This window comes from Pseudosulfitobacter sp. SM2401 (assembly GCF_042932805.1).
Taxonomy (GTDB): Bacteria; Pseudomonadota; Alphaproteobacteria; order Rhodobacterales; family Rhodobacteraceae; genus Ascidiaceihabitans.
Genome location: NZ_CP170633.1, coordinates 3,293,322 through 3,319,197 on the forward strand (window position 1 = coordinate 3,293,322; position 25,876 = coordinate 3,319,197).

26 protein-coding genes are annotated in these 25,876 nt (G+C 56.2%); 12 read left to right on the forward strand and 14 right to left on the reverse strand.

The genetic code is table 11. The features are described from left to right. The first annotated feature begins 53 nt into the window (after nucleotides 1-53). Complete coding sequence (locus ACFIO0_RS16160; protein ID WP_390911421.1) at nucleotides 54-1,631, forward strand: gamma-glutamyltransferase; 1,578 nt, start codon at nucleotides 54-56, stop codon at nucleotides 1,629-1,631. A gap of 23 nt (nucleotides 1,632-1,654) precedes the next feature. Here the strand turns inward: ACFIO0_RS16160 and hspQ are convergent, their stop codons facing one another. After that, on the reverse strand, nucleotides 1,655-1,981 hold the full coding sequence (hspQ, locus tag ACFIO0_RS16165) for a heat shock protein HspQ (RefSeq protein ID WP_390911422.1): 327 nt from the start codon (nucleotides 1,979-1,981) through the stop codon (nucleotides 1,655-1,657). 84 nt (nucleotides 1,982-2,065) lie between these two features. Here hspQ and ACFIO0_RS16170 point away from each other — a divergent pair, with 84 nt between their 5' ends. Then, nucleotides 2,066-2,947, forward strand: coding sequence for an AEC family transporter (locus ACFIO0_RS16170; protein ID WP_390911423.1), 882 nt, complete (start codon nucleotides 2,066-2,068; stop codon nucleotides 2,945-2,947). 71 nt (nucleotides 2,948-3,018) lie between these two features. Then, a complete protein-coding gene (locus ACFIO0_RS16175) occupies nucleotides 3,019-3,606 on the forward strand; it encodes a lytic transglycosylase (protein ID WP_390911424.1) in 588 nt (195 codons plus the stop codon). A 5-nt stretch (nucleotides 3,607-3,611) separates the two neighbouring features. Here the strand turns inward: ACFIO0_RS16175 and ACFIO0_RS16180 are convergent, their stop codons facing one another. The 4 genes from ACFIO0_RS16180 to ACFIO0_RS16195 all read right to left on the reverse strand — a co-directional run bounded on the left by ACFIO0_RS16180 (nucleotide 3,612) and on the right by ACFIO0_RS16195 (nucleotide 9,987). Continuing rightward, a complete protein-coding gene (locus tag ACFIO0_RS16180; RefSeq protein WP_390911425.1) occupies nucleotides 3,612-4,211 on the reverse strand; it encodes an outer-membrane lipoprotein carrier protein LolA in 600 nt (199 codons plus the stop codon). Between the two features lie 131 nt (nucleotides 4,212-4,342). After that, nucleotides 4,343-7,300 (reverse strand): DNA translocase FtsK 4TM domain-containing protein, encoded by a 2,958-nt coding sequence (locus tag ACFIO0_RS16185; RefSeq protein ID WP_390911426.1) that lies wholly within the window; start codon nucleotides 7,298-7,300, stop codon nucleotides 4,343-4,345. Nucleotides 7,301-7,316: 16 nt separating this feature from the next. Beyond that, nucleotides 7,317-8,507, reverse strand: coding sequence for an aminotransferase class I/II-fold pyridoxal phosphate-dependent enzyme (locus ACFIO0_RS16190; protein ID WP_390911427.1), 1,191 nt, complete (start codon nucleotides 8,505-8,507; stop codon nucleotides 7,317-7,319). Nucleotides 8,508-8,658: 151 nt separating this feature from the next. Then, nucleotides 8,659-9,987: an amidase family protein gene (locus tag ACFIO0_RS16195; RefSeq protein WP_390911428.1), complete on the reverse strand. Its 1,329-nt coding sequence runs from the start codon at nucleotides 9,985-9,987 to the stop codon at nucleotides 8,659-8,661. A gap of 56 nt (nucleotides 9,988-10,043) precedes the next feature. Here ACFIO0_RS16195 and ACFIO0_RS16200 point away from each other — a divergent pair, with 56 nt between their 5' ends. Continuing rightward, entirely contained in the window at nucleotides 10,044-11,294 is a 1,251-nt protein-coding gene (locus tag ACFIO0_RS16200) for an FAD-dependent monooxygenase (protein WP_390911429.1), read from the forward strand. A gap of 1 nt (nucleotide 11,295) precedes the next feature. Here ACFIO0_RS16200 and ACFIO0_RS16205 read toward each other — a convergent pair whose 3' ends face one another. The 3 genes from ACFIO0_RS16205 to trxA are packed head-to-tail and all read right to left on the reverse strand — an operon-like array spanning nucleotide 11,296 to nucleotide 13,058. Then, nucleotides 11,296-11,472, reverse strand: coding sequence for a Trm112 family protein (locus tag ACFIO0_RS16205; RefSeq protein ID WP_390911430.1), 177 nt, complete (start codon nucleotides 11,470-11,472; stop codon nucleotides 11,296-11,298). Next, entirely contained in the window at nucleotides 11,469-12,113 is a 645-nt protein-coding gene (locus tag ACFIO0_RS16210) for an LON peptidase substrate-binding domain-containing protein (RefSeq protein ID WP_390911431.1), read from the reverse strand. The genes ACFIO0_RS16205 and ACFIO0_RS16210 overlap by 4 nt, the downstream gene beginning before the upstream one ends. A 27-nt stretch (nucleotides 12,114-12,140) precedes the next feature. Beyond that, nucleotides 12,141-13,058 (reverse strand): thioredoxin, encoded by a 918-nt coding sequence (gene trxA, locus ACFIO0_RS16215; protein WP_390911432.1) that lies wholly within the window; start codon nucleotides 13,056-13,058, stop codon nucleotides 12,141-12,143. A gap of 85 nt (nucleotides 13,059-13,143) precedes the next feature. On the opposite strand from trxA, the gene ACFIO0_RS16220 reads away from it, so the two are divergent. Further along, a complete protein-coding gene (locus ACFIO0_RS16220; protein WP_390911433.1) occupies nucleotides 13,144-13,662 on the forward strand; it encodes a DUF6653 family protein in 519 nt (172 codons plus the stop codon). Here the strand turns inward: ACFIO0_RS16220 and ACFIO0_RS16225 are convergent. From ACFIO0_RS16225 to ACFIO0_RS16235, 3 genes are all read right to left on the reverse strand, one after another. Continuing rightward, entirely contained in the window at nucleotides 13,659-14,447 is a 789-nt protein-coding gene (locus ACFIO0_RS16225; RefSeq protein ID WP_390911434.1) for an exodeoxyribonuclease III, read from the reverse strand. The genes ACFIO0_RS16220 and ACFIO0_RS16225 overlap by 4 nt on opposite strands. Before the next feature lie 74 nt (nucleotides 14,448-14,521). Further along, complete coding sequence (locus tag ACFIO0_RS16230) at nucleotides 14,522-15,496, reverse strand: zinc-binding dehydrogenase (RefSeq protein WP_390911435.1); 975 nt, start codon at nucleotides 15,494-15,496, stop codon at nucleotides 14,522-14,524. Nucleotides 15,497-15,728: 232 nt separating this feature from the next. Then, the gene (locus ACFIO0_RS16235; RefSeq protein ID WP_390911436.1) at nucleotides 15,729-16,415 is read right to left on the reverse strand and encodes a response regulator; all 687 of its coding nucleotides are present in this window, start codon (nucleotides 16,413-16,415) and stop codon (nucleotides 15,729-15,731) included. 162 nt (nucleotides 16,416-16,577) lie between these two features. On the opposite strand from ACFIO0_RS16235, the gene ribA reads away from it, so the two are divergent. From ribA to ACFIO0_RS16250, 3 genes are read left to right on the forward strand one after another with little or no spacing between them, the layout of a single operon-like run. Continuing rightward, nucleotides 16,578-17,666: a GTP cyclohydrolase II gene (gene ribA / locus ACFIO0_RS16240; protein WP_390911437.1), complete on the forward strand. Its 1,089-nt coding sequence runs from the start codon at nucleotides 16,578-16,580 to the stop codon at nucleotides 17,664-17,666. After that, complete coding sequence (locus ACFIO0_RS16245; RefSeq protein ID WP_390911438.1) at nucleotides 17,666-18,283, forward strand: LysE family transporter; 618 nt, start codon at nucleotides 17,666-17,668, stop codon at nucleotides 18,281-18,283. The genes ribA and ACFIO0_RS16245 overlap by 1 nt, the downstream gene beginning before the upstream one ends. Next, nucleotides 18,280-18,774, forward strand: coding sequence for a L,D-transpeptidase family protein (locus ACFIO0_RS16250; protein ID WP_390911439.1), 495 nt, complete (start codon nucleotides 18,280-18,282; stop codon nucleotides 18,772-18,774). Before ACFIO0_RS16245 ends, ACFIO0_RS16250 begins: the two co-directional genes overlap by 4 nt. A gap of 28 nt (nucleotides 18,775-18,802) precedes the next feature. Here the strand turns inward: ACFIO0_RS16250 and ACFIO0_RS16255 are convergent, their stop codons facing one another. After that, a complete protein-coding gene (locus ACFIO0_RS16255; RefSeq protein ID WP_390911440.1) occupies nucleotides 18,803-19,456 on the reverse strand; it encodes a YggS family pyridoxal phosphate-dependent enzyme in 654 nt (217 codons plus the stop codon). A gap of 108 nt (nucleotides 19,457-19,564) precedes the next feature. Then, nucleotides 19,565-20,524 carry a porin gene (locus ACFIO0_RS16260; protein WP_390911441.1) on the reverse strand — a complete coding sequence of 320 codons (960 nt, stop codon included), beginning with the start codon at nucleotides 20,522-20,524 and terminating at the stop codon, nucleotides 19,565-19,567. Between the two features lie 297 nt (nucleotides 20,525-20,821). Between ACFIO0_RS16260 and ACFIO0_RS16265 the strand changes: the two genes are divergently transcribed. The 4 genes from ACFIO0_RS16265 to holA all read left to right on the forward strand — a co-directional run bounded on the left by ACFIO0_RS16265 (nucleotide 20,822) and on the right by holA (nucleotide 25,439). Next, the gene (locus ACFIO0_RS16265) at nucleotides 20,822-21,307 is read left to right on the forward strand and encodes a DUF3576 domain-containing protein (RefSeq protein ID WP_390911442.1); all 486 of its coding nucleotides are present in this window, start codon (nucleotides 20,822-20,824) and stop codon (nucleotides 21,305-21,307) included. A 106-nt stretch (nucleotides 21,308-21,413) separates the two neighbouring features. Next, complete coding sequence (gene leuS / locus ACFIO0_RS16270) at nucleotides 21,414-23,981, forward strand: leucine--tRNA ligase (RefSeq protein WP_390911443.1); 2,568 nt, start codon at nucleotides 21,414-21,416, stop codon at nucleotides 23,979-23,981. Further along, nucleotides 23,968-24,441: an LPS assembly lipoprotein LptE gene (gene lptE, locus ACFIO0_RS16275; protein ID WP_390911444.1), complete on the forward strand. Its 474-nt coding sequence runs from the start codon at nucleotides 23,968-23,970 to the stop codon at nucleotides 24,439-24,441. Before leuS ends, lptE begins: the two co-directional genes overlap by 14 nt. Further along, a complete protein-coding gene (gene holA / locus ACFIO0_RS16280; protein ID WP_390911445.1) occupies nucleotides 24,438-25,439 on the forward strand; it encodes a DNA polymerase III subunit delta in 1,002 nt (333 codons plus the stop codon). The genes lptE and holA overlap by 4 nt, the downstream gene beginning before the upstream one ends. Here holA and ACFIO0_RS16285 read toward each other — a convergent pair. Then, complete coding sequence (locus ACFIO0_RS16285) at nucleotides 25,436-25,870, reverse strand: GFA family protein (RefSeq protein WP_390911446.1); 435 nt, start codon at nucleotides 25,868-25,870, stop codon at nucleotides 25,436-25,438. The genes holA and ACFIO0_RS16285 overlap by 4 nt on opposite strands. Between the last annotated feature and the right edge of the window lie 6 nt (nucleotides 25,871-25,876).

A 25,876-nucleotide genomic window follows, 5' to 3' on the forward strand; every position in this document is an offset into this window, starting at 1 on the left:
TCCCAGCACCTCCGGTTAGGTTCCTTTGCAATCGTTATGCAAAGGTCAGACACATGCGTGATTTTCATCTACCTGGGCGTTCGCCCGTTTGTGCCAGCAACGGAATGTGTGCCACATCGCATCCGCTTGCCGCGCAGACAGCTATCAATATCTTGCAAAGTGGTGGGAACGCGATGGATGCGGCCATTGCAGGCGCGGTTTTGCTGGGAATCTGCGAACCACAAATGACCGGAATTGGGGGGGATTGTTTTGTGCTCTACTCCCCTGCAGGCAGCGACGATGTACAAGCACTCAACGGATCAGGTCGCGCGCCAGCAGCTTTGGATGCGGAACTATTGCGCAATCAGGGCGAAAGCACTGTCCCAATCCTAAGCGCCCATGCTGTGACCGTGCCTTGCGCAATCGATGCGTTTTGCAATCTTTCCGAGAAAGTTGGAAAGCTGGGCTTGGATCGCATCCTTGCCCCCGCCATTCATTACGCCGATCAGGGTGTGCCAGTGGCACCACGGGTTGCTTCTGATTGGGCCAATGATTGCGGCAAACTAAAGGGTGCGGCGCAAAAGGCGTATCTTTTTGACGGCAAAGCCCCAAAAATCGGACAAATATTTCGCGCACCCGGCCAAGCAGAAGTTCTTCGTCGCATCGCCAAAATTGGACGTGATGCATTTTATACAGGTGAAGTCGCCGAAGATATGCTGCAAGCGTTGAACTCCCTTGGTGGCGTGCACTCCAGTGCAGATTTCGCGAACGCATCAAGCAACGTAACGACGCCCGTATCTGGACCTTACAAATCCTTGGAGGTCGTCGAACATCCGCCAAATGGCCAAGGTGCGACCGCGCTATTGTTGATGAATATTCTGTCCTATTTTAACGTTTCGGACATGGATCCATTTGGAGCGAAGCGCGTACACATTGAGGCCGAGGCAACGAAATTAGCCTATGACGCGCGCAATCGATTTTTGGCTGATCCAGACCACATGACGTGCCTAGATCACATTTTGTCGCCGGAAACCGCCAAAAAGCTGGCCAATCTGATCAACCCTAACAAGGCGATGCAAGCCCCTACAGAACTGTCAGAATCGGTGCACAAGGATACGATTTACATCACTGTTGTGGACCGCGATGGGATGGCTGTATCGCTGATCTATTCGATTTTTCATGGATTCGGCTCTGGCATTGCCACTGATAAATTCGGCATCCTTTTGCAGAACCGTGGCGCAGGTTTTACCCTCGAAAAAGATCACCCAAACGAAATGAAGGGTGGCAAACGTCCGATGCACACGATCATTCCCGGTATGATCCGCGAGAATGGCAAAGTCAGAATGCCCTTTGGCGTGATGGGCGGCCAGTACCAATCCACAGGCCATGCACGTTTTGCATCCAATCTTGTCGACTTTGACATGGATCCACAAACCGCTATCGACGCGCCGCGCGCCTTTTTCGATGCAGGCACATTGAGAATGGAGAACGGATATTCAGATTCGGTAAAGCAGGAATTGACCGATTTAGGGCACACTGTGGTCACGCCAGACACAGCAATCGGCGGTGCTCAAGCGATCGATATCCGCCCTGATGGCGTGCTGATCGGCGCAAGTGATCCGCGCAAAGACGGATGTGCTTTGGGGTATTAAGGCGCGCGGCCTGATCAAACAGACTAGTTCAGCTGGAAATGCAGTGGGTATGTTCCGTCCTGAAACGGGCCAAACAAATCCGGAATGTCTGGATGATCCACCGGCTCACCGGAATAATCCGCGACCAAATTCTGCTCGGACACATACGCCACGTAATAGCTTTGATCGTTTTCCGCCAAAAGATGGTAGTACGGCTGCTCTTTTCGGGGGCGACTTTCCTCGGGAATGGCTTCGTACCATTCGTCCGTATTGGAAAATTGTGGATCCACGTCAAAGATCACACCCCGAAAGGGATGCTTCTTGTGCCGGACGACTTGCCCGAGATGATATTTTGCACGTGTTCGCAGCATTGCGTTGAAGCCCCTATCGGTCGTTAGTAAACGTTGCAAGGGGCGTTTGTCCAATTATTGCACCCGAATTTTAGGAAACAGTCTGTGAACCTTATTGTAACAGTGCTCGAGATCGTGGCCCCTGTATTTTTGCTGGCTGCCGTTGGCTTTATCTGGGTCAAGCTGGGCTTTGAATATCGTATCGAATTTGTCACCCGACTGGCCATGACACTGGCTGTGCCATGCCTGATTTTCGTGGCCCTGATGCAGGCTGACATGGACCCGAGCGCGATTGCCAATCTGTCATTGGCGACCTTGGCCGCCTATGCAGGGGTCACAATCGTGTCCTGGACTTTTGTCTGGATCGCGGGCCTGAACAGACGCACATATCTGGCCCCTTTGATATTCGGGAACACTGGAAATCTCGGCTTGCCTCTGGCAATTTTTGCCTTTGGAGACATAGGATTAAGCAACGCGATTGTTGTATTCGCAATTATGGCAGTGCTGTCTTTCACCTTTGGTATCTGGCTCGTGTCCGGCAGTGGTTCGCCCAAAAAGGTCCTCGGCGAGCCTATGGTTGGGGCCACGATCCTTGGTGCAATTTTCCTCTGGCAGGGTTGGGAAACGCCGACGTTCCTGACCAACACGCTGTCCTTGATCGGGCAAATGGCGATCCCGATCATGCTGATCACGTTGGGTGTCGCGGTGGCCCGATTGAACCCCCAAGGCATGTGGTGTGCGACGGCGTTGTCTTTCATCAAAGTCATCGTTTGCGTCGCAATTGCGTGGGGTGTTGCGACCTTGTTCCAACTCGACCGGATCAGCTTTGCGGTGCTGGTTGTTCAAGTCGCCACACCGGTTGCCGTAACGTCGTATATGTTGGCCGAGAAATACGGGGCCGACGCACAATCGGTCGCGGGGCTGGTTGTTGTCTCAACCGTGATGTCAGTTGGCGCATTGCCGCTGATATTAGCGTTGGTTTTGTAGAAAACGTGATTTCCAAATTCAACAAAACCCGCTATGTTTAGGTAAAATAAAAAACAAAAAGCGAGCGGCAGATGAGCAGACTCTTTCGCGCAATGATTATCGTATTGGCTGTTGCATCTTGCAGCAGTGGTGGATCGTCCAATGCCCCGCGGCAATTGGATAATGCCTGTGCGATCGTCAAAGAGCGCCCCGAATATCTAAAGGCGTTCCGCGCCACTGAACGTCGTTGGGGCGTGCCCGTGCACGTGCAAATGGCGACGATTTATCAGGAATCGAAATTCAAATCGAACGCGCGCACGCCGTTCAAATATGCAGCTGGCGTGATCCCGATTGGCCGTCAATCCAGCGCATTTGGGTATTCCCAAGCACTGGACGCCACGTGGAAAGAATACCAACGCGACACCAACCGTCGCACCGCGAAACGCGACCGCATTCGCGACGCCTCGGACTTTATGGGCTGGTACATGAACACAACGCGCGAACGCAACGGCGTCGCGTTGTCAGATGCGCGCAACCAATACCTTGCCTATCACGATGGGCACACCGGATTTGCGCGCGGCACCTACAAAAACAAGGCGTGGTTGGTCCGCGTCGCTGGCGAAGTCGACCAACGCGCGAACCTGTATCAAAACCAGCTGGCGACGTGCAAACGCCGCTAGCCGATTTACTTCAGCTTTGATCCGGGCGAACCTGTGTTGAACTTGGCGTTGGAAATATTTCCACCCTTGTTCAACGCACCCAAAATCACAGTCGTTTGACCGCCATTTGAATCGTTGATGACCCATTGGCGCAGTTCGACCGGGCTATCCGTGAACTTCATCGCGATGCTGCCGTATTCGGGGTTGTCGGGGTCTTGCGCGGTCACAGTGGTCGCAGTGCCATCATAGCTATGCCCCGTGACCATCCGTGCTTTTCCAAGGTTCACATTGCGCGCCAGAATGATCGACAAAGGCGTGCGTTTTAACGGATAAGTCTCGGGTGGTTGGTTCGATTTTTTGTCATCGACAACAACCGAACCACTGCCCGCAATCACAATCGCACTGTCAGGCGCGTTGTATTCAAACCGCATTTTTCCGGGCCGTTTGATGTAGATTTTGCCGGTGCTGATCGATCCGTCATCGTTGATTTGGGTAAAATCACCTTCCGCCGTTTTCATTGCATTCAGGTACTGCGAAATCGTGTTCAACGGCAGAATGTCCGCGCTGGCGATAGACGCATTACCGATAAATGCCGCTGCAAAGAGCGATCGAAATATGACTGACATGGTTACTGTCCTGTTCGTTATTGCCTGTTGCCATCAGATATAGGGGGCGACGCGGTGTTATGCGATATCAAACGTAAAAAACGCGCCAAACCAGCGGCTTGACGCGTCTTTCACGAGGTAACTTTGGTTGGTTAACCTTGTTCAGGTACCAGAATTTCACGTTTGCCGACGTGGTTCGCAGGTGAGACCAGACCCTGATCCTCCATCTGTTCCACAAGGCGGGCTGCTTTGTTGTAGCCAATCGCCAACTTGCGCTGGATGTAACTGGTCGAACACTTGCGATCCTTGATCACGATGGCAACCGCGGTGTCATACAACGCATCTTCGCCGTCTGTATTGCCGCCAAGGCCAAGCACCGCGTCGATGCTGTTTTCTTTGTCCTCGGCAGGTCCTTCGACCACGCCGCTGACGTAATCAGGGGCACCAAACGCTTTGAGGTGGTTGACGATTTCCTCGACCTCTTCGTCCGACACAAACGGGCCGTGACAGCGGGTAATTTTCGCGCCACCTGCCATGTACAACATGTCGCCCATGCCCAACAATTGCTCGGCACCCATTTCACCAAGGATGGTGCGGCTGTCGATTTTCGAGGTCACCTGGAACGAAATCCGCGTCGGAAAGTTTGCCTTGATCGTACCGGTGATCACGTCCACCGACGGGCGCTGTGTCGCCATGATCAAGTGGATGCCCGAGGCACGCGCCATCTGCGCAAGACGCTGAATGCAGGCTTCGATTTCCTTGCCCGCAACCATCATCAGGTCGGCCATTTCGTCGACAACAACGACGATGTAGGGCAGCGCAACAGGTGTGTTTTCTTCTGTCTCAAAGATCGGCTCGCCAGTGTCTTCGTCAAATCCGGTTTGAACCGTACGGCTGAACAGCTCGCCTTTGGCCAGTGCTTCGCGCACACGGCCATTGTAGCCCTCAATGTTGCGCACGCCCATTTTCGACATCTTGCGATAGCGTTCTTCCATCTCGCCGACGGTCCATTTCAGGGCCACAACCGCCTTTTTCGGGTCGGTCACAACCGGCGACAACAAGTGTGGAATGCCGTCATAAACAGACAGCTCCAACATCTTTGGGTCGATCATGATCAGGCGACATTCTTCGGGTGTCAGCTTGTACAGCAAGCTTAGGATCATCGTGTTGATGGCCACCGATTTACCGGAACCTGTAGTCCCCGCGATCAACAAGTGAGGCATCTTGGCAAGGTTCGCAACAACGCTGTCGCCACCAATGTCTTTGCCCAGCGCAAGCGGCAGGCGCATGTTGCTGTCACCAAAATCACGGCTGGACAGGATCTCGCGCAGCACAACTTTTTCGCGGAATTCATTCGGCAATTCGATACCGATCACGGACCGACCGGGCACCGTGGAAACACGCGCGGACAAGGCCGCCATCGAACGCGCGATGTCGTCTGACAAACCGATCACACGGGATGCTTTCAAACCGGGCGCGGGCTCCAATTCGTACATCGTTACGACCGGACCGGGACGAACCGAGACGATCTCGCCTTTGACGCCGTAGTCGTCCAGCACGTTTTCCAACATGCGCGCATTTTCCTCTAACGCTTCATCGCTGAGGTGCTGGTGATTGTCGTCAGTTGCGGCCTCAAGCAGGTTGAGCGGCGGCAATTCAAACCCAGGGTGCGTGTCGTCAAACGACAGGCTTGGCTGCGCTTCGGCTTTAGCACGTACACTTGGTTGCACGGCTTTGCGGATCGGTTGTTGAACAACTTTGCGCTGCTCTGGAACCGGGATCGGCATGGGGGCAATGGCGGCGGCAGGCGCGGGCTCTGGCGCGATAATCGGTTCGGGGGTCAAAACAGGTTCAGGCGCAAATGCCGTTGGCGCGGCCACTGGCATCGGGGCCACCTGCGTGATCACCGGGGCTGCGGGCGCAGGCGCGCTTAGTGGCGGTTCAGCGCGTATCTGCGACGCGGTCAGCGGCGGCTCTGGCGGCAAGTGCACGTCCGAAGATTGCGCCATCTCGACATGTGGCTGGGTGTCCAAAACCAACGGCTGAGGACCACGTCCACGCCCTTTGATCAAAGGCGCAACCGTGTTGATTTGCACACCTGTGGACTGGCGCACGCGTGATTTGATCACGTCAGAAATTTTGGATTTGATCCGGTCCTCGTTTGGTCCCTCGTCTACTTCAGCGGTGCTGAACGCCTCGATCAACTCGGGTTCCGGCATTTCTTCGGGCAACGGATCAGCGCGTTTGATCAACGATGGCATCCGTGCCAACAGACCCGTTTTTGGCTCTGCTTGTTCAAACATCGGCTCTGGTGCTTCGACAATCGGCTCAACGTAGGTTTGCATGTCTGGCTGACTGGCCGCGAATATCGCAGCCTCTTCGGCGTCGACGCGCTTGCGCTCACGGCGATCCGCGTTGCGGGCTTGCATACCTCGTGCTGCAAACAGTGCGCCCTGCGCGCCTTTGCCGAACAGCATCATAATACCTGCGTAAACCATGATCAGACCGACCAACAGAAAACGCCCCATGCGCAGCAATTCTGGTTTCGTAAAGCCCAACACAAAGGCCCCCATTCCAAGAATGCAAACACCCATAATCAGCGACATCATCTTGATCGTAAACGCAGATCCGATGGGCAACAGCGTCAGCACAAAGCCGACAACCGTATCACCCAGCAATCCACCCAAACCAAAGCTGTGCGTCTGCATCCAAGCTGCGTTCGGCTCTAGCGTGGCACCGTAAATTGAACCAAGGACAATCGCGATTGGCGCAAAAATCAGGCGGCCCAAAGCGCGATCTTGCCCCCAGTGACCTGCAAAACGCACGCCCCACGCCAACAACACAGCGGCAATGCCCCACGCGCCCCAGCCCAAAACCATCATCAGCGGCGCGGCAATCGAAGCCCCAGAACGGCCCAGCCAATTTTGCACAGGCGCGTTCGTAGACACCATCCAATTTGGATCATGCGGCGTATAGCTAACGATCATCGCAGCGGCCAACAACCCAACAAGGATCAACGCGATGCCGATCAATTCCTTGCCGCGCTTTTCAATCGCCTCGGCCATGTTGGTGTCCAACAGGGGATCGCGCCCGCGTGTTTGATATGCCATCTAGCTCACCTCGCCTTTAATTTTTATGCGCAAAAAGACAGTCGCGGATGGCTTCTAACCCGCGCGTCATTTCTGCTTTTGGGGCCACCATGGCGACCCTGATGTATTTCTGTCCGGGATTTTGCGCGCCTGCATCCTGCGCCAAATAGGCACCGGGCAGCACACGAACCCCTGTTTCTTTCCACAATTTCAGTGCAGCTGCTTCGCCGTCTTCGACAGGCAGCCACAGGAAAAATCCTGCCTTTGGGCTGTTGTATCCGGCCACGTTGCCAAAGATACGATCCGCAATCTCAAACTTTTCAACGTAGAGCGCACGGTTTTCGATTACATGCGCTTCGTCCGCCCAAACAGCCGCCGCCGCCATCTGCAAAGGCAACGGCAAAGGCGCGCCTGCATAGGTTCGCAATTGGCGGATTTCAGCCATCGTTTCCGGCCCACTGGTAACAAACCCGGATCGTAACCCTGGCAAGTTCGATCGCTTTGACAACGAGTGAAACGCCACCACCCGTTCGGGGTTCGCGCCGATCTCGTGGGCAACTTGCAGGGCACCAACGGGTGGTTCGTCGCGGTAAATCTCGGAATAACACTCGTCCGCGAAAATGCGGAAATCATAGCGTTCAGCCAAGGCAATCAGGTCGGTCCAATACGCGCGATCCGCCACGGCACCCTGCGGATTGGCAGGCGAACAAATGTAGACAGCAACGGTGCGTTCGAGCAATTCCGCAGGTTGCGCGGCGTAATCTGGCAAGTGCCCGGTTTCTTCGGTGGCCGACACAAACACAGGGTCCGCCCCGGACGAAATCGAAGCCAACATGTAGACCTGATAAAACGGGTTCGGCATCATCACGACAGGACGTTGACCGTTCTTTGTCTCAGGACACAGGGCCATCGGCGCGTTGTACAGCCCTTCGCGGGTGCCGTTCAGCGGCATGACATTCACGTCGGGATCCAACGTCACACCGTACCGGCGCGCAGCCCAATCACAAAATGCAGCGCGCAATTCAGGCGCACCTTCATTCGGTGGGTAGCGATTAAAACCAGCGGCATTTTCAGTGATCACATCAGTGACCCACGCGGGAAAGGCATGCTTGGGTTCCCCAATCGTCATATGCACGACATCGCCGCCTGCTGGATGAACATCCAATAGGGCGCGCAAACGCGGGAACGCATAAGCCGGAAGGTTCGAAAACCGCTCGGGAAACTTCATCAAAACTGCCTCGGTGTCGGGATCGTTAACGCCCCGTTCACCTCAAACTACGCAAATCGCTTAGTTTCGTCCACTAAAACAACTCGCTCACCGAACAATTGTGGCTTTTGAGTCAAATCATGCTTGTTCTGATCAAAAATACTCAAATTGACTAGGTCAATGCAGCCTCGGCCGCCGCCCCGATGCGCAACAAATGCTCTTCCATGTCTGGTGCGCACAAAAACATGATCCCACAACTGGGAACGCCCGTCGGCAAGGTCAAACTACACAAGCCCAGCATGTTACCAACACGGGTGTTGCGCAGCGCCAGCAGGTTTTCGGTGACGTAGTACCCCTCGTCCGTGTTCAACCGGTCCAAGTTTGGTGGCATCACCGCAGAAGACGGTCCCAACACAGCATCGTACCCACAGGTCGCCGCGTCATACCCCGCACGAGCGGATTCCAGCGCACCCCATCCGGCAACATAGTCTGCGGCGCTGTGTTCAGCACCGATACGGAAACGCTCTAGGATTTTGTCATACATCACGTCAGGGTTGGCTTCGATCACGTCTTTCCAAAGGCCGTAAGCCTCTGATGTAATTAGCGTCGACGACAGGTTCAGCGCATCCTCGACCTCTGGCACGTTGATGTAGTCAACCGATGCGCCTGCTGCTTTCAGGCGCTCAACCGCGCTCTCGAATGCTGCACGAGGCTGTTCGCGTGTGTCATCCAACATCTTGGTGCGCAGCACGGCAAAGCGACGCCCTTTTAACGAAGCACCACGCAGATCTGCAACTTTTCCACCTTCCATCACGGCAAGCAAATGCGCTGCATCCTCAACTGAACGCGTCAGCGGGCCAATCGTGTCAAACTTTAACGCCAGTGGCACAACACCTTCTAAGGTCAGTCGCCCAGCGGTGGTTTTTAATCCGACCAAATCGTTCCACGCCGCCGGAATGCGCACCGAACCACCGGTGTCGGACCCGATGCCAGCTGCGGCCAAATCAAACGCAACGGACGCAGCAGCACCCGACGATGACCCGCCCGGAACCGCATCCGCGTCGTTCACGCACGGCGGCGTTCCTGTGACTGGATTATAGCCAAGGCCCGAAAATGCCAGTTCGCTCATGTGGGTTTTGCCCAAGCACACCAGCCCCATGGACGTGGCGTTAGCGAGCACAACGGCGTCCACATCTGGCACCCGCCCATCGAGCAGTTTTGACCCTGCCTCGGTGCCTGTACCCGCCGTGTCAAAAAGATCTTTCCAACTGATTGGCACACCATCCAGCAACGACAACCGCGCGCCCGATTTTGCGCGCTCTGCGGCGGCACCCGCTTCGGCCAAGGCCCGCGCGTGGGTTGTTCGCGCGTAAATCCGGTTTTTCAATTCATGTGCGTCAATCGCATCCAAATAGGTCTGCGTCAGGGCCACCGGATCAATTTCGCCCGCGCCAATGCCACGCCCCAGATCACTGGCCGTCATTTTCAACCATTTTTGCATCGACTTTGCCCCATTTTGATTTCACTTAAATGTGGACGGTAGCGACGCAAGCGCGCATGGACAATCCCCCCTGCCCTGCCCATATCTATGGCATGAGCTTTGATACAGATATCGTGATTGTGGGCGGTGGGCTGAATGGCCCGATCCTTGCCCTTGGGTTGGCGCAGGCAGGTTTAACCGTGACTGTAATCGACGCGCTGAGCACCAAAATTCGCAAGAATGCAGGCTTTGACGGGCGGTCTTATGCCGTTGCGCTGACCTCGCAACGGTTGTTGAAAAACCTTGGCTTGTGGACCGCGGTGCAAGACGACGCCCAGCCGATGCTGGAAATCAAGGTCAGTGACGGGCGCGCGGGCGAAGGTGCCTCGCCGTTTTTCATGCACTTTGATCACGCCGAAATCGAAGAAGGACCAATGGGTTACATGGTCCAAGACCGGCATTTGCGGCGCGCCTTGCTGGACGCGATGGATGCTGACGAGGGCATCACGCATCTGGCCGGGCAAACCGTTATCGGACAAACGCCAGATGCCGGTGGCGTCACGGTGACTTTGGCAAACGGCGATACTTTGCGCGCGCGGGCTTTGATCGGATGCGACGGGCGTGGCAGCGGCACCGCCACGCGCGCAGGCATCAAACGCAACGGCTGGGGATACGGGCAAACGGCGCTGGTCTGCGCGATCGAGCACGAAAAACCACACAACGGCATCGCGCATCAGTTCTTTATGCCCTCCGGGCCGCTGGCGATTTTACCCCTTACAGGCAACCGCAGTTCAATTGTCTGGAGCGAAACACAAGACACAGCCGGGGCAATCAACGCCCTTTCAGAAGCGGACTACCTCAGCGTTTTGCGCCCTCGCTTTGGCGATTTTCTAGGCGATTTCAAATTGGCCGGCGCGCGCTATTCCTACCCTCTTAGCCTGTCGATGGCGCAGTCATTGATCGCGGATCGCGTCGCCTTGGTCGGCGATGCAGCCCACGGCGTTCACCCGATTGCGGGCCAAGGATTGAACGCTGGCATGCGCGACATTGCCGCCCTCATTCAGGTGATGTCAGAGGCGTTGCATCGCGGCGAAGACGTCGGGTCTGAAAACGTATTGCACCGCTACGAGGAATGGCGCCGCTTTGACAACGCCGCGCTTGGGATGGCGACAGACACGATTAACCGTTTGTTTTCAAACGACAACCCACTGCTGCGGGTTGGCCGTGATTTAGGGATGGGGATCGTGAATGCGATGCCACGCCTGCGCCGCAGTTTCATTCGCGAAGCCGCTGGACTGACCGGTGATCTACCGGAATTGATGCGTTGAGTTAGTCGATAATCCGCGCTTCGTCGACCAGCATTACGGGGATTCCGTTGCGGATCGGGTAGGCTAGATTTGCGGCCTTTGACACCAGTTCTTGGGCCTCGGCATCGTAACGCAAAACTGTTTGCGTGCGTGGGCAAATCAGTGCTTCCAGCATCCGGCGATCTGTTTCAGTGCTCATTGCATCATGTCCCCTTCAAGGCCACCGCGCAGGGTGTATTCGATCAGCGTGACCAGCGTTTCGCGGCGCGTCGACAACGACGGGGCCTCTAGCAACGCTTGTTTGTCTTCCGGTTCGAAATCCAACATCATCGACAGGGAATTGATTAGCAATTCATCGTCGGCGTCGGTCAGTGTTTCCCAATCCGCGTTCAAACCACGCGCCTCAAAGAATTGGCTAAGCTTGTTCAGGAACGGCTCGCGGTTGAACACGACGTCCATTTCCATCTTGCCCAAGTCCCGTTCAAAACCGTCCCAATTCACTTCGCAACGACGATACGGATGAAAGCCATCGACCTCGTTCACGACACGGAAACGCGACACGCCGCCCAACGTAATCATGTAGCGGTTGTCTTCGGTTTCGGAAAACTGCGTGATCCGCCCCGCACAGCCAATGGTGTGCAAACCCGTGCCATCGCGCCCCGGCACTTCGTTTGGTTGCACCATCCCGATCAAGCGCGTTTCGGTTTTCAGCGCGTCGTCGAACATTTGCAAATACCGGGGTTCAAACAAATGCAGCGGCAGGCGCGCACGCGGCAGCAACAGCGCGCCGGGCAGCGGAAACACAGGAAGGGTATCGGGCAGGTCAGCGGATTTTATCATATTGTTCGATCTAGCGCGCGCATCGGATTAGGCAAAGATCATCGAGCTAAGCTTGCGCCGCCCGTTCATCGCAACCGGATCGTTCGGCTTTAGCGCATCAAACACTGTGAACAGCTGGGTTTTCGCTGCACCGTCGTTCCATTCTTTGTCGCGGCGGAACAACTCTAGCAGTTGATCCACAGCCCCTTCTGCATCGCCATTTGCGTGCAAGGCTTGCGCCAAATCGAAACGTGCTTGGTGGTTGTTTTCATCTGCGGCAACCGCTTTTTGCAGATCGTCAACCGGGCCTGCGCCTGCTGCTTGGCGCGCCAATTCCAACTGGGCTGCGGCGGCTTCTAGTTCCGGAGATGTCGAAATTTCGACAGGTGCACCGTTCAGAATTGCCTCGGCCTGATCCAGATCATCCAGTGCAATGTACGCGCGCACCAAACCGCCATAAGCACCGGCGTGGTTTTCGTCTTCTTCGACAATCGCCGCAAAGGTTTGCACCGCGTCAGCCGCATCACCGGCAGTCAGCATTTCCTCAGCCGCTTCAACAGCTGCGTTCAGATCATCCGCAGGCGTCGTGCCCCCACCGGCCTGAACCACGCGATCAACAAATGCGTTCAATTCAGACTGCGGAACAGCACCTTGAAAGCCATCGACCGGCTGGCCTTTGTGAAAGGCATAGACCGTTGGGATCGACTGGATTTGCAGCTGACCGGCGATGCCTTGGGCCTCGTCAACGTTGATCTTGACCATTTTCACAGCGCCACCCGCAGCGCGCACGGCCTCTTCTAATTGTGGCCCCAGCGTTTTGCATGGCCCACACCAAGGGGCCCAGAAATCAACGATGACGGGAATGGTTTGGCTGGCCTCAACCACATCCGTCATAAACGTGGCTTCGGTTGCGTCTTTGATCAAATCGGCGTCAACTGGGGCGGTTTGGCCCAACAAGTCCATCATGTCATTCTCTCCTGCAGCGTTGATCCCTATATGAAACCTATGAGGGCGAAAACCAAGGCCCCAAACGATATCAGAAAGGCCTGAGATGGCAAAAACCTTTGATATATTCGCAGCGTCCGAAAAAATGATGGGCATGGATGACGCCACATGGGCGCGCCACGCCAATCCATGGTCAGTCTATTCGCGCATGAGTGCGATGCCATTGCTGAGCGGCGCGATCGTGTCCCGTGTCTGGCTTGGCTGGTGGGCGTTGATACCGTTGGCAGTCGTTATCGTTTGGATTTGGTGGAACCCCCGCGCCTTTGTGGCACCCGCACACACCGATCACTGGGCAGCCCATGGCACCTTTGGTGAGCGGGTGTTTCTGAACCGCAAGACCATCGCAATTCCGGCGCATCACACGGCTTGGGCCTATGCGTTGGCGTGGGTTTCTACGGTTGGAATTCTGCCTTGGGTCTATGGGTTATGGGTCATAAACCTGTGGGCTGTATTGCTAGGGATCGTCATCATCGTAGGCGGAAAACTGTGGTTCGTGGACCGGATGGCATGGCTTTATCAAGACATGAAAGACGCCGATCCACGCTATTCTGATTGGCAGCGTTAAACGTCAAACGTCGCAAAAACCGGCGCGTGATCTGATGGCTTTTCCCACCCGCGTGCATCGCGGTAGACGCGGCTGGAATGGGCCGATTGTTTGATGTCGCCTGTAGCCCAAACGTGGTCTAAACGCCGTCCTTTGTCGGCCAAATCCCAATCTTTGGCGCGGTAAGACCACCATGAATACAGCAATCCTTCGGGGATGTCGGCGCGGGTTACGTCGTGCCAATCACCCGATTCCATCACGTCGTTGAAATGCTCAACCTCGATTGGCGTGTGGCTGACGATTTTCAGCAATTTCTTGTGATCCCAAACGTCATCTTCCCGCGGTGCGATGTTCAAATCACCTACAAGGATCGACTTTTTCGGCGGATCTTTGCGGAAGGCATCGCGCATGTCAGTGAGGTAATCCAGCTTTTGGCCAAATTTCTCGTTCACTTCGCGGTCCGGCACATCGCCGCCTGCGGGCACATAAAAGTTGTGGATGGTCACGCCGTTTTCCAAACGCCCTGCGATGTGACGCGCGTGGCCCAGATCGGCGTGATCCTCGGCACCGGCCTCAACCATCGGCAGTTTTGACAGGATCATGACGCCATTGTACCCCTTTTGACCGCGCGCGACCATGTGGGTGTAGCCAAGCGCTGCGAACCCTTCGAGCGGGATCTTGTCGACGGGGCTTTTGCACTCTTGCAAGCACAGCACGTCGGGGGCCTGTTCCTCGAGCAGCTTTAGCACAATCGGCTCGCGCAGACGGACCGAGTTGATGTTCCAAGTGGCAAGAGTGAATGACATGGCGCTGGCTCCGAAATTTGGGTTCGCGCGCAGCTTAGGCCGCGCGCGCTACAGACGCCATGCCGTTTCTTGCGCTAAATGCCGTTGGGGGCCAACAGGACCTTGCCTTTGCGTTCGCCCGCCCAGGAATATTTAGCCGCTTCACCGATTTGATCCAGCGTGAATACTTTGTCGATCGGCGCGTGCAATTCGCCTTTAGCGACCGACGCTGTCAGGGACGCGTAAACGCCCATGCGTTCCTCTTTGCTGGCCTTTTCGAACCACAGAACCAGCCAGAACCCACGCACGACAATATCGTTAAAGATCAACGCTGCAGCGCCCAATGCTGATGGCTGATTGGACATGCCGCCGTAGTTCACTAACGTCGCGCCACGTTCCAGCGTGTCAGCCAAACGGCCTGCCGTGTCGCCTGCGACCGCATCAACCGCCAGCTTCATTTTGGCGCCCGTGGCTTTGTGCACGTCTTTTGCCAAATCCGGGCTGTCGACGATCACTACGTCTGCGCCAATCGCTTTCATGTCAGCCACAGCTGTGTCGCGGCGCACCACGTTCACCACGTTGATGCCGCGCGCTTTGGCCAGCTGAACGATGTAGGTGCCAACGGCAGAATTGGCCGCCGATTGGATCATCCAGTCGCCCTCTTTCAGGTCGACAAATTCGGTCATCAGCAATTGCGCTGTCGCGGGGTTCACCATCATCATGCACAGCTGGTCCACATCGCCTTCTGGCATCGGGATCAGGTGGCGAATGTCGGCGATAACTTCAGTGACCCACGTGCCCACGCCTGCGGGCAACAGAACCAATTGGCCAACCGCCATGCCGCTGCCGTTAACCTCGGTCACGCGGCCAATGCCTTCGTTGCCAGCGGTTGCGGGCAGTGGCGGGCGCACACCGTAGTTGCCGGAAACCTGGATCAGATCGCTGGGGTTGATCGGCGCGCGCAGCACGTCAACGCGGGCTTGGCCGTCAGCCAACGCGGCCGCGTCGACTTCGACCACTTTCAGCACATCCACAGGATTGCCAAATTCTTCGTACATGACTTTTTTCATCGCATCGCTCCCAAATTGTTTGGGGCAACATGTCAAAGGCCCAACACTTTGACACGCCAAACCTCACGTCACGCAGGTATTGGGCAAAAAAAGACCGAGCACAGAGGCTCGGCCAAGTCCAACAGGGAGGTGCACGTCATAACCCGGACGTACGGCGGAAACTGTTATCACGCTTCTACCCTAAGTAGGTTAACAGGGTCTCAACGTATTGCAATAAGCGAGGTTAAGCCGCTTACGCCATCAACCGATATCCGCCGGATTCGGTCACAAGAAGGCGAACATTGGACGGATCCGGTTCGATTTTCTGGCGAAGACGGTAAATATGCGTCTCTAGCGTGTGGGTCGTCACGCCTGCATTGTATCCCCAAACTTCGTGCAACAGCACATCCCGAGCGACCACACCATCGTTGGAACGGTACAGAAACTTAAGGATATTCGTCTCCTTTTCGGTCAAACGAATCTTCTTTTCGTCATCGGTGATCAACATCTTCATCGCCGGTTTGAAGGTGTATGGCCCCAGCGTAAAGACGGCGTCTTCGGATTGTTCGTGCTGGCGCAACTGTGCGCGAATACGCGCCAAGAGCACTGGAAATTTGAAGGGTTTGGCGACATAATCATTCGCACCCGCATCAAGGCCTAGAATGGTGTCGGCGTCGCCATCATGGCCCGTCAGCATCATAATCGGGCTTTTTACACCCTGTTTGCGCATCAAACGGCACAATTCGCGACCATCAGTGTCAGGCAGGCCCACGTCCAGAATCACCAGATCGTACAACGCCTCTTTTGCCCGATCCATCGCGTCGTGGCCGTTGGCAGCCTCGAATACGTCAAAGTCTTCGGTCATAATCAACTGTTCGCTCAGAGCCTCGCGCAGATCATCATCATCATCAACCAGTAGAATTTTTTTCAATTGTGCCATCGAACCGTTCCCTTTCGTGTTGCATAACAAATGAGCGTGCACGTGTGATCAAACAAGATTTGTGGCACCACTCTCACAGCCTCGTGTCGCATGAGGGGCAATTGTTTCAATTCCTTACGGTTTGCCCTAGATATTTGGATCAGAACAGGCAGAAAGTGTAACATGACTTTTGCACCGACAATTATCGAACGACTGGCCCGCGCCCGCGCTGACTTGCGCATGGGTGTTCCAATTGTGCTGACCGGGCAGAATTCTGTCGTGGTTTTGGCCGCCGAAACGCTAGACGCCGCGCGATTGGGCGATGTGTTGGCGATGGGCGGCGCACCGGTTTTGGCGATCACGGCACGACGGGCGGAAACCCTCAAGGCGCGTGCGTATGACGGGGATGTGTCGCGGGTGAAGTTGCCCGATGATGCCGGTCTGACCTGGGTTCAATCGATTGCTGATCCGGCGGATGATTTGCGCGCCCCGATGAAGGGGCCGCTGGCCTCGGTTCGTGACGGCGACGCGACGGCCCACCGCGCAGCAATTGCGCTGACCAAGACGTCTCGCTTGTTGCCCGCCGCCCTCGTTTTGGATGTGGCCAACGGTGCAGCCTTTGCAAATGAACACGGGTTGACGGCGGTGCCGCTCGACCTTGCCGCCCCACATCTTGTTGCCAGCAGCCCGTTGCATCCGGTGGTTCACGCGCGCCTGCCAATGGACGTATCAGAGGCCGGTCGCCTGCATGTTTACCGCCCCGAAGACGGCGGCGAAGAACACTACGCCATTGAAATTGGACGGCCCGATCGCAGTAAACCCGTGCTGACCCGCCTGCATTCCGCCTGTTTTACCGGCGATTTGATGGGCAGTTTAAAATGCGACTGCGGCCCGCAATTGCGTGGTGCACTGGCGCAGATGGGTGCGCTTGGCTCAGGCGTGTTGCTGTACTTGAACCAAGAGGGGCGCGGCATCGGCCTTGCCAACAAAATGCGCGCCTATTCCCTGCAGGATCAAGGGTTTGACACGGTAGAGGCCAATCATCGTCTCGGATTTGAAGACGACGAACGCGATTTTCGTCTGGGCGCAAACATCTTGAAATCAATGGGATTTTCGCAAGTTCGATTGCTGACCAACAACCCGAAAAAAGTCGAGATGATGGAGGCCAGTGGAGTCAAAGTGACCGAACGTGTGCCCCTGAAGGTTGGCGAAAACCGTCACAACACCGCCTATCTTGCGACCAAGGCCGCCAAATCCGGGCACCTGCTGTAATGGACGTTACGCTTTTCCTCAGCTTCATGGCTGCGACCGCAATTATCGTGTGTACGCCCGGTCCTTCGGTCGCGTTGGCCAGCAGCCAAGCCGTGCGATACGGCCCCCGTGCCGCAATGATTTGCGTGGCCGGTGATGCCTTGGGGTCAATCGTCCAGATCATCATCGCCACCGCCAGTTTGCACTATCTAGTGGCGCTGTCTGGGCACATTCTGCCGTGGCTACAAATGGCAGGTGGTGCGTATATTTTGTACCTCGCGTGGCATGCGCTGACGGACAGCGACGATCACGCCAGCCCGCAATCTGCCCGTCGCGCATCGTTCCTATCGGGGTTTTTCGCCTGCGTGACCAACCCGAAATCCATCGTGTTTTTCGCGGCTTTGTTCCCTGGGTTTATCTCGGGTGAACACAGCGTTTGGATGCAATCGTTGATCTACGGGTTGATCTTTGTGGTTCTCGATGCGGCCTCTATCATCGGTTATGCGCTGATGGCCCTGCGCGCGTTTCATTCGCCTTTGGGCCGGCGCGTCAGTGTCGCAACGCTCAGCGGTGTCGGATTGTTCGGGGTCGGATCCCTGCTGATCTACAAGGGTTACAAGGCGCTGTCGCCGCAATGAAGCCTGCTGATCTGGTCCTGACAAAACGCGGGGTGCGATTCTTTGGTCAGACCTACCCCTGCACGATTGGCAAAGGTGGCATGACAACCGACAAACGCGAAGGCGACGGCGCGACACCGCGCGGCATTCACCGCATTGTTGGAATGCTTTACCGTCCTGATCGCATTGCAAAACCAACGTCTTGGGCGCTGCCGATTGGACCAAACGATCTGTGGTCGGATGATGAGACTGACCAAGATTACAACATGATGGTTCGCGCGCCGTATGCACCCAGTCACGAAAAACTGCGACGTGCTGATCCGCTCTATGATCTGGTTATCCTGACGGATTGGAACTGGCCCTACGCGATCAAAGGGCGCGGGTCAGCGATTTTTATCCATCAATACCGCCGGCCCGGTTTTCCGACCGAAGGCTGTATTGCGTTTCGGCGCGACCACCTCGCGCAGATTGCCCGCAAAATCACGACCAAAACGCGATTGATCGTCGCCTAGACTGGCACCCGATCAGACTGGCACTTGATTAGACTGGCATCCGATCCCCAAAGATTGCCGAACCGACGCGCACATGCGTGGCCCCCAGCGCAACCGCGCGCTCGAAATCACTGCTCATCCCCATCGACAATCCGTTTAGCCCATTACGCGCGGCCATTTTGGCGAGCAAAGCAAAGTGCAACGCTGGCTCTTCCTCGACTGGCGGGATGCACATCAAGCCTTTGACCGGCAGATCCAGAGCAATGCAATCGGCGACAAAACCGTCCACATCCACCGGCATCACGCCTGCTTTTTGCGGCTCTTCGCCAGTGTTCACCTGAATGAACAGATCGGGGCAATGCCCCATTTCCTGCGCGAGGCGGGCAAATGCAGTGGCCAATTTTGGACGATCCAACGTGTGGATGGTTTGAAACAGCTCAAACGCCTGACGGGCTTTGTTTGATTGCAGTGGGCCGATCAAATGCAGATCAATGTTGTCGAACCGCTCGCGAAAATCGGGCCATTTGCCGGCCGCTTCTTGCACGCGGTTTTCACCAAAACAGCGATGACCTTCGGCCAGAACTGCGGCGACCCGTTCGTTTGGCTGGACCTTGCTGACGGCAATCAGCTGTGCGGCGTCAGGTGCGCGACCCGCCGCGATCAGTGCTTTTGCCATGCGTTCGGAAATATCGGTCAGTGCCACTTTGCGGAAACCTCATGCTGATGTTTGGCGGTACAAAATAGAACTGCGGTACAAAAGAAAAGAGGCGGCTCCGAAGAACCGCCTCAAATCGTTTAGGTTTCGGTCAACTTAGAAGTTGAAACGAACACCCAAGTCAGCACGTGTGGAACCGCCACCGAGGGAAGCAACACCACCGCGGATGGATGTACCGCCGCCGAGGGAGTGGTTGAAGTCAACACCGTAAGAAGTGTCGGCAAATTTGTCTGCATCAGCAACGTATACTTCTACGTTTGTTGCTGCGCCTACGTCAAAACGACCGGCCAAAACGACGTGGTCGCCATCTGTACCGTTGTCAGCATATGCCAATGTCACGTCTGCGATACCGATAGAACCGCCTACAGAGAACGCGGCTTCTGTGTCACCAGCGTCGTCAGAGTCTTGTACACCAACAGCAACTGTCCAACCGGAGAACGTGTATGCAGCGTGTGCAGCAATACGGTTGCTCGTGTCGGAAGCAGATACGTGAACAGACAGGTCGCCTGCGGAGTACATTACTTCAACGCCGTTGGAACCAGCTGCGCCGTTACCACCGGAAGAGTACGCGTCGCCGTTAAAGGCGTATGCTGTGTACTCATAACCCAGACCGGTCAGGCCCAGATCGATTGGGTACATGCCTGGCATGAATTCCAGAGCGCCAAAGATGTTACCAACACCAACTTCAAAGCCACCGGTACGTGCGAAGAAACGAACGCCGTTGATGCCTGTGCCGGCTGGGCCAGCTGGAGTTGCGGTCACGATATCGTCAGCTGTGCCTGCAATGCCATCAGCACCATCAGAAATGCCGATGGTTGTGCTGTTGTCAGTGTTGTTTTGCTGAATACGAGCGCGTGCACCGAATGTGACGCCTGCGTCAGATTCTGCTGTCGCGTCGATTTGCAAACGGAAACGAGAAGTTACGTTTGTTTCGTTGCCTACGTTGGCATCGTTGTACAAGATACCAAAACGGCCGTAACCGCCAAATGTAACGTCTGCTGCTGCAACGCCAGCTGTGGCAACCAAAGCTGTTGTAGCGAAGAGAACTTTTTTCATGAGTTGTCCCTCGGGTTTTAAAATTCACATGCCCCAAGCCGGGGAATCCGGAGAGGGTATGAGCAGTGTTTCGCTCGTTAGCCCCCGACTTGGCAAGGATTGCGCCGCCTTCAAATGCAATGTCCCGAGAGATGATGCAGCTTTGCCACACCCGCCTTTTGCGGCCCAAGTGGTCGTTTGGGTGGCTGCAACCGTCACATCTGGCCGCAACACTATATAGTATAAGACAGACAATCATCTTGCCCCTTGCACGGACGTTATGTAGATCATGTGAAAACAGGGAAAAGGACAGCTGGTATGCAGGTAGGCACCTTTATCAAAATGGCAGTCGCAATCGCGGCGGTTTCATCGCTGAGCGCGTGTGGCGGATTTCGTGGTACTGCCGCGACCGAACGCCCACAGCAGTATACTGACCCGAACAACCCAAATAACCTTGATACCCAGAACACCATTTGGAATGCGTTTCGAAACAAGTCGAACGAAACCAACGTTCTGGTGAACAAGTATATCTGGTCTGCAACCATCGAAGTTCTCGATTTCCTGCCGATCCAGACGATTGACCCGTTCACTGGCGTCATCGTGACAGGCTACGGCACCCCACCCGGTGGCGGGCGCGGCTATCGCGCAACCGTTCTGATCAATGATCCCGCACTTGATGCGCGGTCACTTAACGTCGCTTTGCAAACACGTGGTGGCCCTGCGTCCGCCGCAACAACCCGCGCGATCGAGGATGCAATCCTATCGCGCGCCCGTCAGTTGCGCATCTCGGACAACAAACTCTGAGTTCTTAGTGACATCGCTTTAAGTTTTGCGCCGGGCCTCCAGTCATCTGACCAAAGGTCCGGCGTTCTTATGTAAAACACCTGCCTCTTAACAGGACATCTATTTCATGCCCGCATACACCCCCTCCGAAATCGAAGCCCGCTGGCAAGCTGCCTGGGACAAGGCTGGCATTTTCACGGCCCAACGCGACGAATCAAAACCCAAGTACTACGTGCTGGAAATGTTCCCCTACCCGTCGGGACGCATCCACATGGGCCACGTGCGCAACTATACGATGGGCGACGTGATTGCGCGGTATAAGGTGTCGACAGGGCACAACGTGCTGCACCCGATGGGCTGGGATGCTTTTGGGATGCCTGCGGAAAACGCCGCCATGGCCATCGGCGGGCACCCGCAAACCTGGACCTACGACAACATCGCGGAAATGAAGCGCCAGATGAAACCGCTGGGCCTGTCCATCGACTGGTCCCGTGAATTCGCGACGTGTGACCCTGAATACTACGGCCAACAGCAGGCCTTGTTCCTTGATTTCCTTGAAGCAGGTTTGATCCACCGCAAGAACGCCTCTGTAAATTGGGACCCCGTCGACATGACGGTTCTGGCCAACGAGCAGGTCATCGACGGCAAAGGCTGGCGTTCTGGCGCTGAGGTCGTGAAACGCGACCTGACGCAGTGGTTCTTTAAGATCTCGGATTACGCAGACGAATTGAATTCAGCCCTCGACGGTCTCGAAAACTGGCCCGCCAAGGTACGCTTGATGCAGGAAAACTGGATCGGCGAATCGCGCGGCCTGCAATTTGCGTTCTCGACGACCAGCGGCGCGCCCAAAGGCCATGACCGGATCGAAGTCTACACAACCCGCCCCGACACGCTGAACGGCGCGTCGTTTGTTGGCATTTCTGCGGATCACCCGTTGGCCAAATCGCTCGAGGCGGACAACCCCGATCTTGCCGCGTTCTGCGCGACCTGCCGAAAAGGCGGCACCACCGCTGCCGAAATCGAAACCGCTGAAAAGATGGGGTTCGACACTGGCATCACCGTGCGTCATCCGTTTGATACCGATCACGAACTGCCGGTCTACATCGCGAACTTTATTCTGATGGACTACGGCACCGGTGCGATCTTTGGCTGTCCTGCGCACGATCAACGCGATTTCGAATTCGCCACAAAATACGAACTGCCGATCATTTCGACGTTCCTGCCGTCCGAAGACGCAGACCCCAAAGTGACCGAGGCCTACGTGCCGATGAAGTCCGAAAAGGTGTTCTACAACGGCGGATTCGCGGGTGAAGCGTGGCAGACCGGCGAAGAGGCGATCAAAGCAGCCATCGATTTCTGCGAAGAACGCGGCATCGGCCAAGGCGTCACCAAATACCGCCTGCGTGATTGGGGGCTGTCACGCCAACGCTACTGGGGCGCGCCAATTCCGGTTGTGCACTGCGATGACTGCGGCGTCGTGCCTGAGAAAAAAGAAAACCTGCCTGTCGAACTGCCCTTTGATGTCGAATTCGACACGCCCGGCAACCCGCTGGATCGCCACCCGACCTGGCGCAACGTGCCCTGCCCGGCCTGTGGCAAGGATGCGACCCGCGAAACCGACACGATGGACACGTTCGTCGATTCGTCGTGGTATTTTGCCCGCTTCACCAGCCCGCGCGCCGACACGCCAACCGTGGCCGAAGACGCCGCCTACTGGATGAACGTCGATCAGTACATCGGCGGCATCGAGCACGCGATTTTGCACCTGCTGTATTCCCGCTTTTTCGCGCGTGCGATGCACATCACCGGCCACCTGCCAGAATCAGCGATCGAGCCCTTCGATGCGCTGTTCACCCAAGGCATGGTCACGCACGCGATCTACCAGACGCCCGCCAAAAACGGTGCGCGCCCAGTTTATCACTACCCCGAAGCGGTTGATTTGCACGACGGCAAGGCGTTCCTCAAAGAGGGCGGCGAAGAAGTCGAAATCATCCCCTCCGCTAAAATGTCGAAGTCCAAGAACAACGTGGTCGACCCGCTGCACATCATTTCCAACTATGGTGCTGACACGGCGCGCTGGTTTGTGCTGTCTGACAGCCCCCCCGAGCGGGACGTGGAATGGACGGCCTCTGGCGCCGAGGCATCATTCAAACACCTGAACCGCGTCTGGAACATCTGTGACCGCATTGGCGCGATGGACGCGTCAGCCACGGGCGAAGGCGACGACGACCTGCTGCGCGCCATGCACAAGACGATCCATGACGTGACAATGGGCGTCGAATCCTTTGGCTTTAACGCCGCGATTGCCAAGCTTTACGGCTTTACCGCCACCTTGCAAAAATCCAAAGCAGGGCACGCCGCGCAACGCACCGCGATCATGACGCTAGCGCAACTGATGGCCCCGATGACACCACATTTGGCCGAAGATATCTGGGCGCATCAGGGTGGCACCGGGCTGGTGATCAACGCCCCTTGGCCCACAGCGGACGAGGCGATGTTGATCGACGACACCGTCACCCTGCCGATCCAGATCAACGGCAAACGGCGCGGCGAAATTCAGGTTCCCGCCGATATGCCAAAGGACGAGGTTGAAAAACGCGCGCTTGCCAGCCAAGCTGTGCAAAAGGCGCTGGATGGTCAGACGCCTAAAAAGGTCATTGTTGTGCCGGGTCGGATTGTAAATGTCGTGGTTTAAACTGCTTTTTGTGCTGCCACTGGTTGCCGCGTGCGGGTTCACCCCCGTTTACGGCCCCGGCGGCGTGGGCAACCTTTTGCAAAACAACCTGCTGGTAGACGAACCCACCACGCGCCAAGGCTTCTTTTTGACCCGTCAAATCGAAGACCGGTTGGGGCGTGCGGCAAACCCTGACTACGCCCTCGCGATCGAACTGGAAACAACCGAAAACGCACTGGCCATTGACGCGGACGGCGAAATTGCGCGCTACAACATTTTGGGCACCGCCGACTTTGCCCTGCGGGAATTGGCGACCGGCGCGATCCTTGAAACCGGCACCGTCAACGGATTTACCGGCTATTCGGCAACTGGCACAACCGTCGCCTCGTTGTCCGCGCAACGCGATGCAACAGAGCGGTTGATGACGCAACTTGCGGATCATATCGTCACGCATCTTTATGCCAGCACCAATCTCAAATGAAGCTGGCAGGCGCGCAAGCAAACGGCTATTTCCGCAAACCAGAAACCGACAAAACCGGCCTGCTGATTTACGGCAGTGACGCCATGCGCGTGGCCATCAAACGCCAAGAAGTCATCGCAGCCCTGATCGACCCCGCCGGCGAAGAAGAAATGCGTCTGACCCGTATTCCCGCCAATGAATTGCGCAAAGATTCGGCGATGTTGCTGGATGCGATCAAGGCCATCGGGTTCTTTCCTGGCCCCCGTGTCGCCTTTGTTGAGGACGCGAATTCTTACGTCGATGCCACGATCATCGACGCGCTGGAACAGTGGCAACCGGGTGACGCGCAGATCGTCGTGACCGCTGGTGCGCTGAAACCAACCTCCAAAACGCGCAAGGCATTTGAAGGGCACCGCAACGCCTACGCCGTTGGCATCTACGACAATCCGCCAACCCGCGAAGAGATCGAAACAGCCCTGCGCGCAGCCGGCATCACCGCGCCATCCGGTGATGTCATGAACGTGTTGACTGATCTCGCGCAAGCCATTGATCCAGGCGATTTCCGCCAGACTTTGGAAAAGGTGTCGCTGTACAAGCTGAACGATACAACGCCGCTGAACGCAGACGACATCGCCGCCTGCGCGCCGACCTCGACCGAGGCGGATATCGACGATATTTTGCTGGTCGTCGGCGATGCGCGCGCCGATCAGATCGGGCCGGTATTGCGCAAGCTGCAAGCCCAAGGCGTTAACGCTGTGGCGCTGTGCATCGGGGCCATGCGACATTTTCGATCCTTGCACCGTGTCGCCAGTGACAAGACGGGGCGGCCGCAGGTTTGGGGCCCGAACAAAGACCGCATCATGGCCCAAGCCAATCGTTGGGGGCCTGCCCGTTTGGAAACTGCGCTGACGGTTCTGACAGACACCGATTTGACGCTGCGATCTGCTGGGCAAAACGCGCCCGCCATGGCCTTGATCGAACGCGCATTTATCCGAATTGCGATGCTTGGATCGCGCTAAATTGGCGCATTAGGCGCGTAAATCGCCATGATTTCAGCCTCGGTCATTTTGTCAGTGTCATTGGCAAAACTGTAGCTGTCAGGCTTTTTGTCGATGTAAATCTCTCCGACCAATTCGATGCCACTGGTGTCGTCCAGCCCACCCAAACCGACGTACCGTGTCCCAAAATGCGGGCCGGGCATGGTTATTCCGCTGTAAATATTGCTGCCACACTTCGTGCAAAATGCGCGCTCTGCCCAAGGGGACGACGCAAAGACCGTCAGGTTTTCCGCGCCCTTGATGTCCATTTGGTCCGGCGCGATTTCTACGCCCAGATAGACACCGCCGCTCCACTTGCGGCACATGCCACAATGGCAGGCCCGGGTTTGTGTGACCGTGGATTTGATGGAGTAGGTGACAGCGCCGCACAGGCAACTTCCGGAATGTGACATGTAGGT